7 protein-coding genes are annotated in these 13261 nt (G+C 37.6%); 3 read left to right on the top strand and 4 right to left on the bottom strand.

What is annotated here, in order from left to right; all coding sequences use genetic code 11:
* Positions 1-11: 11 nt before the first annotated feature.
* The 4 genes from FORMB_RS03580 to FORMB_RS03565 all read right to left on the bottom strand — a co-directional run bounded on the left by FORMB_RS03580 (position 12) and on the right by FORMB_RS03565 (position 10070).
* Positions 12-3134 carry a SusC/RagA family TonB-linked outer membrane protein gene (locus FORMB_RS03580; protein ID WP_069676148.1) on the bottom strand — a complete coding sequence of 1041 codons (3123 nt, stop codon included), beginning with the start codon at positions 3132-3134 and terminating at the stop codon, positions 12-14.
* A gap of 303 nt (positions 3135-3437) precedes the next feature.
* Entirely contained in the window at positions 3438-4853 is a 1416-nt protein-coding gene (locus tag FORMB_RS03575) for a SusD/RagB family nutrient-binding outer membrane lipoprotein (protein WP_069677883.1), read from the bottom strand.
* Positions 4854-4873: 20 nt separating this feature from the next.
* Positions 4874-8131, bottom strand: coding sequence for a SusC/RagA family TonB-linked outer membrane protein (locus FORMB_RS03570; RefSeq protein WP_069676147.1), 3258 nt, complete (start codon positions 8129-8131; stop codon positions 4874-4876).
* A 262-nt stretch (positions 8132-8393) separates the two neighbouring features.
* Positions 8394-10070 (bottom strand): ShlB/FhaC/HecB family hemolysin secretion/activation protein, encoded by a 1677-nt coding sequence (locus FORMB_RS03565; protein WP_157498069.1) that lies wholly within the window; start codon positions 10068-10070, stop codon positions 8394-8396.
* A gap of 181 nt (positions 10071-10251) precedes the next feature.
* Between FORMB_RS03565 and rpsL the strand changes: the two genes are divergently transcribed.
* Genes rpsL through fusA form a run of 3 tightly spaced genes read left to right on the top strand, consistent with a single transcriptional unit; the run spans position 10252 to position 13256 of the window.
* Positions 10252-10626, top strand: coding sequence for a 30S ribosomal protein S12 (gene rpsL, locus FORMB_RS03560; protein ID WP_069676145.1), 375 nt, complete (start codon positions 10252-10254; stop codon positions 10624-10626).
* Between the two features lie 20 nt (positions 10627-10646).
* Complete coding sequence (rpsG, locus tag FORMB_RS03555) at positions 10647-11123, top strand: 30S ribosomal protein S7 (RefSeq protein ID WP_069676144.1); 477 nt, start codon at positions 10647-10649, stop codon at positions 11121-11123.
* Positions 11124-11129: 6 nt separating this feature from the next.
* Positions 11130-13256 carry an elongation factor G gene (gene fusA, locus FORMB_RS03550; protein WP_069676143.1) on the top strand — a complete coding sequence of 709 codons (2127 nt, stop codon included), beginning with the start codon at positions 11130-11132 and terminating at the stop codon, positions 13254-13256.
* Positions 13257-13261: the final 5 nt, after the last annotated feature.

Raw genomic sequence — 13261 nt, 5'->3', positions numbered from 1 at the left:
AATATTTTTTTTTAGAATTTTAAGTTTATGTTAAAACCGATGGTTCTGGCAGAAGGGTACTGGCCAAATTCCTGTCCTTGATTTCCGTTCGCACTACTGAAGCCTGTTTCAGGGTCAATGTGTGGTGCTACTTTATAAAGTAAGGCTAAGTTTCTTCCTACTAATGATATTTTTAAAGATTCAAAAGGAAGTTTTTTCGTTACACTTGAAGGGAATGTATATCCTAAAGTGACTTGTCTTAGTTTCACATAGCTCGCGTCAAAGATCGCACTGGACTCCACATCATTACTGTAAGCACTTTGGTTAAATACCTTAGCTGATACAACAACATCGTTTGGTACGTAACCGCCGTTTCCATTAGATTTTACGCCGTTTCCAACGACACCCGTTTCACGACCAACCAGCGATTCTTCGAGCGTTCCTGCATAACGACCCCAAGCGTAGGTCATACTGTGGACATCTCCACCTACTTTAGCATCCACAAGGGCGGCAAAACTTAAGTTTTTATATCTGACACTAAAATTAGCACCTCCAGTCCAATCTGGGGCAATGTTTCCAAGTACTTTTTGAGCTGGATCAATTACAGGGATTCCATTATCGTAAATAACTTGTCCATTGTCCGTTCGTGAGAAATCGCGTCCCACTAAAGAACCGTAAGGAAGTCCTGGGCGTGCTTCTAATGAAAGTCCCCATTGACCTCCAAGGCGATAGGAATCTACAATACCAAGTGAAGATATCATATTATCATTTTTAGCATAGTTTAAATCTACATCAAAAGAAAAGTTTTCATTTTCTATGATGGTACCGCCTAATTGTATTTCAAGCCCTTTATTGCTCAAAGAAGCAGGATTACTCCATAAGCTTCCAAAGCCAACTGCTGGAGGTATACCTATAGGTATAAGTAAATCCTCACTTTGTTGATCGTAATATGTCGCACTTAATCTCAATCGGTTTGCGAACAATTTAGCATCCAATCCATATTCAATCCCTATTACCTTTTCGGCGACTAGATTCGGATTGAACTGAGTATTTGGCAAAAAGGCTTGGTTTCCAAAACCAGAATTTGATAATCCAAAAGTAGGACGTGTATTGTATTCTAGTAATGCCCCAGTACTCCCTACTTCAGACCAACCTCCTCTTACTTTTAAAAAGTCAATTTTTGCTGCAGAAAGATCAAATATTTTAGATAATAATACGGATCCTGCTACAGAAGGATAAAAGAACGAATTGTTTTTGACGGGTAAGATACTTGCCCAGTCATTTCGTGCAGTGAAATCTACAAAGAGCATTTCTTTATAAGAAAATTGTCCAAAAGCATACACACTGCTAATTTTTTGGTTATTAATAGTACTACCTAATACGGCCGTTGATCCTGTTTGAAGGTTAGAGAGATTGTATAGGTTTGGTAACTCTAATCCTGGGAGGAATCCCGATGTTCCGTGGTACTGTCGAACCATATTATTAGTTCCTAAGTTTAGCGAGAATCCAATGTCGTCTGAAATCGCCTTATTGATGCTTAATAAAAAAGTGGTATTAAGCTCTTCAAAACGTCTTTGAACTTCAAAATAACTTCCGTTTTGAGCGTTATTACTTCCAATGGCCTGTCGAGAAGTTTCCAATTGATTAAATGAGTCTAACCCTATTTTGGCACTGAACGTTAACCAATCTGTAAATTCATAAGTCAGGTCTATGTTTCCAACGAGACGGTCTTTTTCATAAGTGTTTCGGTTGGTTTCTAAAATCCAATATGGATTGTTTTGGAAATTATGATTCCAGCTTAAAGGCGTGCCTTCAGCAGCCGTTCCTACGGGGGCAAGTGGAAAGTTTCTCCAATCTCTAAGTTGCTGGAAGTCAACTTGCCTTGCAGACCATATAAACTGTTGAAATGGATTTTCGTTGTTGTATCCTGAGATAGGTAAGTTTCCACTGTCAATATTGAAATAGTTTAAAGAGACACTCGCTGTCAAACGTTTCCCTAATTTTAAGGACCCATTAAAACCTACAGTTACTTTTTTTAGTTCAGTATTTGGAACCATCCCTTGTTCTTCGGATTTACCAACAGATAATCGTAAGTCTTCATTTGATAAAGAGACATTATGAGAAGTGTTTAAACCAGTATCTAAGAAATCTCTTACGTTATTAGGATGAGATATCCATGGTAATGGGCGATCTCCGTTCAGTTGAGAGTTCCACTGAATGAATTCTAAACCAATATCCAAAGGGGGACCCCAACTTTCATCGACACCATCACCAACACCACCACTCGAACCGTTTACATATTCAAAGTAAGACGGGTCGCCACCTTGTCCATAAGAGTTTTGATAGCTTGGGAGTATTAATGGGTTTGAAAAAGTAACATTACTATTTACAGAAACACTGAATTTCTTGCCAGCAGTTCCTCTTTTTGTTGTAATCACAATAACTCCGTTCCCTGCTCTTAATCCGTATAGTGCAGCGGCATTAGGACCTTTAAGCACTGTTATAGATTCAATGTCGTCTGGGTTGATGTCTGCAGCTCCGTTCGGTAAATCTACTCCACCAAAAGAACCTGCGTTTCCAAAACTACGGTTGTCAATTGGAACACCATCTACTACGTATAAGGGTTCGTTATTACCCGTAATAGAGGAGTTTCCTCTCAATACGATTCTTGAGGAAGCCCCAACACTACCAGAGGTTCCGGTAACTTGTACCCCAGCAATCTTACCACTTAATGCATTTGAGATATTACTCTCTCTAGCTTCCGTCATAGCCTCTCCTTTTAAACTTTGAACAGAGTACCCTAAAGCTTTCTCTTCTCGTTTAATTCCCAAAGCCGTCACAATCACCTCATCCAAGGTATTGTCAGGTTCGAGTGCCAAGCTAATCGTATTAGATGCACCTACAGTAGCCTCTTTGTTTTTATAGCCTACATAACTAAAAATTAACACATCACCTGCGTTGGCATTAATCTTGTAATTGCCATCAAAATCTGTTGTTGTTCCGGAGGAGGTTCCTGAGATGACAACGGTGGCACCTATGAGGGGCAAGCCATTTTCATCTGAAACCGTACCGGAAACTGTTTTCTGCTGCGCAAAGGTTGTTTGCACAATTAACGCCATAAACAGCGTTAAGATCATTGTAAATTTGGTTTTCATTCTTTCATTGTTTTGAATTAGTCTACCCCAAAAGTCTTAATAATAAGTTAATAAAAATAAAAATACCCTTAATTTTAACACTTCTTTAACATTTGAGAAGTATATAAATACAAAAATTATAAATCTGCCGAGCAGCAAATGTGGGTTTTGAAATCAGAAAACTCGAAGAGTTGTGCTTTCTAATTGTTGTTAGAGTAGGGTACAAGAGTTGTATACACCTGAGTAGCGATTCTAACAAAAAAAGGAGTCACCTGAATTTAAAATTCAGAGGACTCCTTTAGGTACTAATAAAAAGAGTTAAACTTAATTAACGTCCCAAAATATTTTTGTTGTTTTTGTGTCACCTCCAATAGCTGAAGCTGCACTGTCATACTGAGAACCGTTTAACGTAGCCTCAGAAGTAGGGTAAAGGAATCTTGTTGGAATGTCCAAAGTGACTCCATCAACTACGGGACCGTTTAAACCTAAGTCTAATAACCTCCAAGCAGTCCATCCTTCAAAACCATTGTTAAACATTGCAACCCATTTCTGAGATCCAATCTTTTGTTTCCAGTCTCCAGCAGCTGTTGCATAAGCAACTTCTGTTAAAGCTAAATAAGCAGCAGTATCCGTAGCACTTACGCCCCATTCATCCATAGAAACTCCAATTGCAGAGTTGTAGTATGCTTCAGCAGTTCCGCCTACAGAGTAACCTCTCGCAGCAGCTTCTGATAATAAGAAGTGTACTTCAGCAGCTGTAATCAAATCTCCTTTTAAATCTGGTGTTTTCATATAGTCAGATAAATTTGAATTGCTACCTGCTCCATTTGCATTCCCATAATCTCCACCTACGTATGCACCTTCGTACATTTTAAAGTAAGATGCAAGTCTTGGGTCATTTGTAGGATTCATTGAATCTACTAAAGTATTGGCTGCAACGAAATCGTTACGTCCACTCTGTACAAGAGATACCCATAATGGATTTGTGTTTGGTGCTGAAGCTAAATAGTTAATTCCAAAATTATCAGCATTTGCTACGATAGGTCCTGCTAAAAATGCAGCCTCTGCCATTGCTTGTGATACTGAAGGATTAGAATCCGCTAAACGCATTGCCATTCTTAATTTTAAAGATACAGCCGCTTGTCTCCATTGTGCAACGTTTCCTCCGTAAGCGATGTCTTGACTTGCGTCAAATCCAGCACCACTACTTAAGCCACTAATTGCTTCGTCTAAGTGAGAAGCTAAGGCAGTATAGATAGTCGCAGCATCATCATACTTAGGAGATGGGTTCAAAGGATCTAATGCTTCTGTAAAAGGAACATCACCAAAAGTGTCAACCAAAATAGAATATGCATATACTTCCATAAACTTAATGATTGCTAGTTGTGCTTGACTTGGAGCTTCTCCATTAGAAACAAGCTCTTTAGCACCTTGCAAATCTTTAAGAACATCTCTGTACATGTTAGTCCACATACTTCCACCAATATTTCTTGTTACTTGGTTGTATTGGCTTTCATCTGGATACGTAGTTTGTGCCCAGTATTGTGCATATAGTCTAAAGACATTTTCATTAACACTACAGGAGTTCATCTGATCTCCTAGGTTTTTCAAAGCATTTGTGAAAAGACCCCCAGCTGGTACTTCGCTTGGGTTTTTTTGGTCAATGTTTAAACTCTCGTCAACTCCACACGAAGTAAGAACGACAGTAACACACAATAAGCTTAATAAGTAATTTTTCATTTTTCTCATCTTTTATATTGTTAAAATTCTAAATTTAAATTAAGTCCTACTGTTCTTAGAGTAGGGAAAGATCCTGAAAGGTATCCTTGAGCGTTTCCAGCTCCTAAACCAGATTCTGGATCTGCAAAAGGAACGTTTTTATCAATAATCCAAAGGTTTCTTCCGATTAGCGTTAAGCTACCTTTAGCAATTGATCCTTTAGTCCACTTACTAACTGGAAGTTCATAACTAAGTGTTAATTCTCTCAATTTGATGTAAGATGCGTCATATACAGTCAGTTCAGCTGGGTTTCTTGAAGAGTTACCCCAATACCAAATTCCACCATAATAATCTGTTCTTGCTCTTGTAGTGTTTGGAGCTCCATCTGCAGTTACACCAGGAAGAATAACACCACCACCATTTGCGAGTGTGTTTCTAATTGGGTTTCCAAGATCGTTAGTTCCTGTTGTAAAGTCTGGTAAACCAGTACCTTGTCCGTAGTGCATGTCTAAAGAGTATACATCACCACCTTGTTGAATATCAATCAAGAAAGATAATTTGAAGTCTTTATACTTGAATGTATTTGTGATACCACCATTCCATTCAGGATTTACATCCCCAATGATTTGATCCGCAACTGCTTCATAGTATCCACTAGAGTTTACGATTCTTTCACCATTTTCATGCATGTTGAATCCTGTTCCTCTAATCGTACCGTAAGGTTGTCCAACGGTAGCATTGATTGAAATTCCACCTTGAAAACTGTTTAATTGTAAGTTCTCTTGGTCTCCATATAAATCAACGACTAAACTTTCATTTTTAGCCCAGTTAACAGTGACGTCCCAGCTAAAGTTGTCATTTTCAAATGGAGTTGCATAAGCGCCAATTTCAACACCTTTATTTTGGATTTCTCCAGCATTTACCCATCTGTTTGAAAACCCAGTAGAAGTTGTTACGGATGCAGGCATCAATTGGTCTTCAGTGTTTTTCTTATACCAAGATAAGTCAAACCCAACTTTGTTATTAAACATTTTTGCTTCTAAACCAACTTCAATTTCCCTTGTTCTTTCAGGCTTTAAAGTTGCGTTGTTTTTTGTGGAACCATAAGAGAACAAACTTGCATTTCCGAAATTATTCAGAGTAGAGTAAGTATCATTTACGTTTCCAGCTGGTAAATCATTACCTACCTCTGCATAACCTGCTCTTAATTTACCAAAGTTTAACCATTCAACATCCACTAATTTAGAGAATATTAAACTTGAACTTGCAGCATAATAGTTGTAGCTGTTATTTTCAGATGGAAGTGCTGAAGATACATCAATACGATCTGTAAGATCTAGATATAAGATGTTCTTATATCCCAAAGATGCTTGAGCGTAATATCCGTTCACTTGCTTTTCTCTTAAGCTTTCAATCGGTTTTGGATTTGAACTTAAAGAATTAGAAAGTGCAAAGATGTTAGGAATTGCCAAGCCACCAGCAGTTGAATTTCTTAAGTAGCTATAGCTTTCTTTTCTAACATTAATTCCAAATACACCGTCTAAACTTAAATCATCAGTTAACTGCTTGTTAACGTTGAACATTAAATCATAGTTATACTCAGAGAAAAGGATGTCTACTCTATCGTATCCTGATCCTTCATCATCACCTAAAATACCAAACTGAGTTGCAACAGAACCAATAGCTCTACGCTCTTCTCTCAATTCATTATAAGTATCAACAGCTCCTTTAGCAGTTACGCTTAACCAGTCGTTAATTTCAAGTGTTGCAAAAACATTTCCAAAGAAACGATTTCTTTCATCTGACTGGAAGTTTTTGTAACGAGTCCAGTAAGGGTTATCCCAGTAATGTGGTACAAGTTCGCCACCTGAACCAGGTCCTGTAAGTGCACCTTCGTTATTCCAAGAGTAGTTTTTTCCTGTCTTGTTAAAGATATCTTCTTGATCTTTAAGGTCAACATTTACTTGCCACCATTGTCTAAACTGAGCCATTAAGTTATCACCATATCCTGTAGAATTTCTTCCGACAGTTTGCTGAACTAAATAGTTAGCAGAAGAACCAACAGTGATTTTGTCATTCACTTTTAAGGTTCCACTAAAGTTTAAACTGTTTTTGTTTAATTTAGAATTTGGCATGTACCCACTAATTTCAGAATTGGTATACCCTAATCTGTAACTCGTTTTGTCATCTCCACCAGAGATACTCACAGAGTTGTTAAATTGAGTTGCTGTTTCGAAAAAATCTACTGGAGTCGTTTGTCCAGCAACGTAAGGAGTCGCTTTTCCAAAGTTTCTGTGTTCAGGAACAAAAGAATCCCATTGGTAAACGAGTGAACCATCTAAAGGCGCTCCAAAAGAAGCATCATCGTAAGTTGGTACGACTAAGTTGTCATTTCCGTCGCCAGTCATATCCCAGTCTTCGAAATATCCTGTTGAACCGTAATACGTACCATATCCTGCTCCATACTGATCTTGGTACTTAATAAAAGTACTTTTGTCAATAGAACCAATCTGTGCACTAGAAGTTACAGTAACTTTCGTTTTCCCTTGTCCTCCCTTTTTAGTTGTAATAATAACAACACCATTGGCTCCACGTGAACCGTAAATTGCAGATGCAGCAGCACCTTTCAAGATGTTGATAGAATCTACGTCATCTGGATTGATGTCCATTGCAGCATTTCCATAATCATACCCTTTACGACCGCCTGTTTGTTGGGCTGAATTGTTAAGGTTGTTAGATATTGGAATTCCATCGACAACAAATAAAGGTTGGTTGTTTCCTGTTAAAGAACTAACCCCTCTAATTAGAAAGTTTGCAGATCCACCAAAGTTGTTATTGGTTTTGATTTGCACACCACTAATTTTTCCAGAAAGTGAGCTCGCAATGTTATCTACTTTAACAGTAGATACTGCATCACCACCTATTTGTTGAGAAGCATAACCAACAGACTTTTTGTCTCTTGAAATTCCAAGAGCTGTGACTACAACTTCATCAAGTTGAGAGTCATCTTCTTGCATGACAACAGCTATACTGCTTGTGTCATTGACGGCTACAACCTGATCGGTATAACCTAGATAACTGATGGTTAAAGTATCACCAACTGAAGAGCTGATACTGAATTTCCCATCAAAATCTGTTGTTGTTCCTGAAGAAGTTCCTGAAATAATAACAGTGGCGCCTATTAAGGGCATACCGTCAGTATCAGTAACTGTTCCTGAAACATCCTTTTGCTGTGCAAAAGAAATTTGAATTACAAACGCCAGTAACAGCGAGAGCATTACATTAAATTTTGTTTTCATTTTAGTTTGTTTTAATTTGATATCCGCAAACTTGATGATAAAAGTGTTAAAATCCTAAATTTTGTTTAACAAAATTTTAATTAAAATAAACAAATATGCTTTTGATTGAATATTTCACAAAAAAATTGTTTAGTATAATATTTAATTGTATATTAATATATTAAATTGAACTTAAAGTTGTATTTGTGGACTAAAAAAGCTTTAATCTCAGTTATTTTTTTGCTGTTTTAACACAACAAAAAATGTCACTCTAAGAAGTTGTTTAGAAAGTAGCTGTTAAGCTTAGGTGTATTTTAGAATCCGAGAACTTGAAGTTTTGTTCTTCTGTTTTCCCATTGGCTAAGTTGAATCTCAAGAGACCCGCTTCTGTAAGGAGTCCAAATCCAAACCCAAACCCATAGAGTTTTTGATTCGATTGTGTAGGTGTTTCAAAATAGGCGGCATCTATGACAGAGTGTATATAAAGACTAGAGCTTAGTTGGTAACGGTATTCGGAAGCCAAAACCCCTAAATTTGTAGCATTGATGCTATTTTCTTCAAATCCTCTGACGGAGTTGATGCCTCCAAACCGGATGAGTTCGTTTAATAAATAGTTTTCTGAATCAATGCCCTGCACCTGAAGTCGCAGATAAAAACTATTCTTACGATTCAGGTTAAAAATTTTAGAAGCCTTTAAAAAATACGCTATTTGATTCGTTTTTGTGTCTATAGTTTTTCGATTAGATTTAGACAAACGAAACTCTAATGCGTTGCTTAGAGGAAATAGCAAATTTTGGGGTGTGAGTTCTTGGTAGGTGTATTTGAGTTCGTATGCACTCGTTTTATAGTCACGTACATCGCTAATCGTTTCTGGCAATAAAGCATTCGACTGCGTGGACCGAATCCCCAAAAAGACTTTCTGTTTTGGGTTGAGTTGGTAATACAGACTGGCCGCTTGTTCGGCTGTGGTGAAGGTGCTGTCTTTTTTAAATATATTTAATTCTAGCTCACTACCGATGGGGGTTTTAAATAAGTAGGGGAGGGTGAGTTGTGCCTCAAATGTTTTCAGGTCATTTTCATCACTCCTATAATTAAGACGAAAAGATTCTCCAAAATTTAAATTGTTTACTAAGTTTAGATTGAGGTAGCCATTGAGATCTAAATTTCCGGTCGTCTCATCTGAACCAAATCCCAAAAACCCATCAAAACGATTGCTTTTTATTTTTTCTAAATATAAATAGACACGCGTCGTATCCTGTGTAAATAGTACTTCTGCGGGTCGAAGTTGTTTGGTGAACCGAAGCTGGTTCAGTGCTTCGGTTTTAGTTTGAATCGCTTTAAGGTCAAAAGGCGTATTTTTTTTAATGCCTAAGTAGTGTTTGATAAATGAACGGGGGAATTTCTCATACCCTTTAATCTCCACAGATTGAAGTTGTCGGGACTGTTTTGTTTCTACATATAAATCTGCTCTGAGTGTGGACTTGCCAATAGGCTTTATCTTTTTCAATGAAACGGAAGCAAAGGGATAGCTTTTTGCGGTTAAAAACTCAGTGAGTGAATTGAGGAGTGTTTCGAGCGCTGAAACTTCTACAATATAATAAGGAGTACTTTCAAGATTCTTGACACCTTCCAATTCTAAAAACTCAAAAAGGGTTTTATCGGCATAGAGTCTAATAGATTCGTATTTTGGACCAAGGGATAGCTTGGCAATGATTAAAGGTGGGGTTTGAGAAATCTCAAAAACGCGCGCTTCGATATAACCGCGTTTGTACAATTGGTCTTTAAAGGATTCAACTTGAGCTTCTAGTGCCGCGAAGTTTTCAAAAGTTTTCGGATACCCTATAGTGTTGATTGTGTTTGTTTCAATAGAGTCATTGCTGATCATTTTTAATTGAAGCTGCTGTGCAGTACTCCAACTAAAAACTCCAAAAACACATAAAATCCTAACTAATAATTTCAATTGACGCGTCACATTTATAATTTCAATGTAAATCTAACGTAAAAAGGTTTCTAAATATTTAATCAGCAAAAAAAAACGTAAATATTTTAAAATTATAGGGTTATGATTTGAATAATTCATTTTAATGTGTACCTTTGCAGCCCTCTAAGAAGAGGATTTTAAAAAAAACAGTATATAGAATATGCCAACAATTTCACAATTAGTAAGAAAAGGAAGAGCCAAAATAACTAAGAAGAGTAAATCGGCTGCTTTAAATTCTTGTCCTCAGCGACGTGGTGTGTGTACTCGTGTTTACACGACGACTCCAAAAAAACCAAATTCAGCAATGCGTAAAGTTGCAAGAGTTAGGTTGACAAATGGAAACGAAGTCAACGCATACATCGGTGGTGAAGGACATAATTTACAAGAGCACTCGATAGTATTAGTTAGAGGTGGAAGGGTAAAAGATTTACCAGGAGTTAGATACCACATTGTACGTGGGGCTTTAGACACCGCAGGTGTTTCAGGTCGTACACAACGTAGATCTAAGTATGGTGCAAAACGCCCTAAGAAATAATTATTTTTAATTAAGAAGACATGAGAAAAAAACAAGCGAAAAAAAGACCGCTGTTGCCAGATCCGAAATTTAACGATCAATTGGTAACACGTTTCGTTAACATGATGATGTGGGATGGCAAAAAGTCAACCGCATTCAAAATTTTTTATGATGCGATTGAAATCGTTGACGAAAAGAAAACTGACGAAGAAAAAACAGCTTTAGAAATCTGGAAAGATGCTCTATCTAATGTGATGCCACACGTAGAAGTACGTAGCCGTCGTGTTGGAGGTGCCACCTTCCAAATTCCAATGCAAATACGACCAGATCGTAAAATATCAACTGCGATGAAGTGGTTGATTAGTTTTTCAAGAAAACGTAATGAAAAATCTATGGCTTTAAAGTTAGCCTCTGAAGTTTTAGCTGCGGCTAAAGAAGAAGGTGCTGCTGTTAAAAAACGTACAGACACTCACAAGATGGCTGAAGCGAATAAAGCATTCTCACACTTTAGATTTTAATTAGAGATGGCAAGAGATTTAAGATTCACAAGAAATATTGGGATTGCTGCGCACATTGATGCAGGAAAAACCACTACAACGGAGCGTATTCTTTATTATACAGGAGTTTCTCACAAAATTGGTGAAGTACATGATGGTGCTGCAACAATGGACTGGATGGAACAAGAGCAAGAACGTGGTATTACTATTACGTCTGCTGCAACCACCTGTGAATGGGAATTCCCTACAGAAAATGGCAAGCCTACGGAAGATGCGAAGGACTACCATTTTAATATTATTGATACTCCAGGCCACGTTGATTTTACTGTTGAAGTAAATCGATCTTTACGTGTGCTTGATGGTTTAGTATTCTTGTTTAGTGCAGTTGATGGTGTTGAGCCTCAATCTGAAACAAACTGGAGACTGGCCGACAACTATAAAGTGCCAAGAATTGGTTTCGTCAATAAAATGGACCGTCAAGGATCTGATTTTATGATGGTTTGTAGCCAAGTAAAAGAAATGTTAGGCTCTAATGCAGTGCCTATTGTTTTGAATATTGGTGATGAAGAAGATTTTAAAGGTATTGTAGATTTAGTTAAGAACCGTGCTATTATCTGGCATGAAGAAGGAATGGGAGCAACTTTTGATGTTGTTGATATTCCTGATGATCTTAAAGAAGAAGCAAAAATCCTTCGTGCGAAGCTAATTGAAGAAGTAGCAAGTTACGATGAAGATCTTTTAGAGAAATTCATGGAAGATGAAGATTCTATTACAGAAGAAGAAGTGCACAATGCATTGAGAGCTGCTGTTATGGACATGGCCATCATTCCTATGATCTGTGGTTCCGCATTTAAAAATAAAGGAGTTCAGTTTCTTTTAGATGCTGTATGTCGTTATTTACCTGCTCCAACAGACAAAGAAGGTATTGTGGGTATGAATCCAGATACTGAATTAGAAGAAATACGCAAGCCAGATGTAAAAGAGCCGTTTGCGGCACTAGCATTTAAAATTGCAACCGATCCTTTCGTAGGACGTTTAGCTTTTTTCCGTGTTTATTCTGGTCGTTTAGATGCAGGGTCGTATGTGTTAAATAACCGTTCTGGTAAAAAAGAACGTATTTCACGTATCTACCAAATGCATGCAAACAAGCAAAATGCAATTGACTATATCGAAGCTGGAGATATTGGAGCTGCTGTTGGATTTAAATCCATCAAAACAGGAGATACATTATCAGCTGAAAAACATCCTATTGTTTTAGAATCTATGGACTTCCCGGATCCCGTAATTGGTATCGCAGTGGAACCAAAGACCAAAGCAGATGTTGATAAACTAGGTATCGGTCTTGGTAAATTAGCTGAAGAAGATCCAACGTTTACAGTTCGTTCTGACGAAGCTTCAGGGCAAACGATTATTTCAGGAATGGGTGAATTGCACTTAGATGTCATTGTAGATCGTTTACGTCGTGAATTTAAAGTAGAAGTAAATCAAGGTCAACCACAAGTTGAATTTAAAGAAGCAATTACACAATCGGCTAATCACAGAGAAGTTTACAAGAAACAATCTGGTGGTCGTGGAAAATTTGCGGACATCGTATTTACAATTGAGCCAGCAGACGAAGGTGTTGTAGGACTTCAGTTTGTATCTGCGATCAAGGGTGGAAATGTACCTAAAGAATTTATTCCTTCTATTGAAAAAGGATTCAAAATGGCAATGGTCAATGGGCCGCTTGCTGGTTACGAAGTGGATGCTGTAAAAGTGACTTTAAAAGATGGATCTTACCACGATGTGGATTCGGATCAACTCTCTTTTGAATTAGCCGCGAAGCTTGGATTTAAAAATTCAGCCAAAGCAGCCAAAGCAGTGATCATGGAACCAATCATGAAATTAGAAGTTATTACTCCTGAGGAAAATATGGGAGATATTGTAGGAGACCTTAACCGTCGTCGTGGACAAGTAAGTGACATGGGCGATAGAGCAGGAGCAAAAACTGTAAAAGCTACAGTGCCTCTTTCAGAAATGTTTGGTTATGTAACCACCTTAAGAACGCTATCATCTGGTCGTGCAACTTCCACTATGGAATTTTCACACTATGCTGAAACACCTTCAAACATCTCAGAAGAAGTTATTAAAGAAGCTAAAGGAATCCAATCTTAAAAGTT

Source organism: Formosa sp. Hel1_33_131, assembly GCF_001735745.1.
Lineage (GTDB): Bacteria > Bacteroidota > Bacteroidia > Flavobacteriales > Flavobacteriaceae > Hel1-33-131.
Note: the sequence above shows the minus strand (reverse complement) of the source record. Positions and strands in the feature narration are given on the sequence as shown.

What these genes read in the sequence shown, in the direction of transcription:
- FORMB_RS03580 (WP_069676148.1), bottom strand. Translation starts at nt 3,134, where the DNA reads ATGAAAACCAAATTTACAATGATCTTAACGCTGTTTATGGCGTTAATT.
- FORMB_RS03575 (WP_069677883.1), bottom strand. Translation starts at nt 4,853, where the DNA reads ATGAAAAATTACTTATTAAGCTTATTGTGTGTTACTGTCGTTCTTACT.
- FORMB_RS03570 (WP_069676147.1), bottom strand. Translation starts at nt 8,131, where the DNA reads ATGAAAACAAAATTTAATGTAATGCTCTCGCTGTTACTGGCGTTTGTA.
- rpsL (WP_069676145.1), top strand. Translation starts at nt 10,252, where the DNA reads ATGCCAACAATTTCACAATTAGTAAGAAAAGGAAGAGCCAAAATAACT.
- rpsG (WP_069676144.1), top strand. Translation starts at nt 10,647, where the DNA reads ATGAGAAAAAAACAAGCGAAAAAAAGACCGCTGTTGCCAGATCCGAAA.
- fusA (WP_069676143.1), top strand. Translation starts at nt 11,130, where the DNA reads ATGGCAAGAGATTTAAGATTCACAAGAAATATTGGGATTGCTGCGCAC.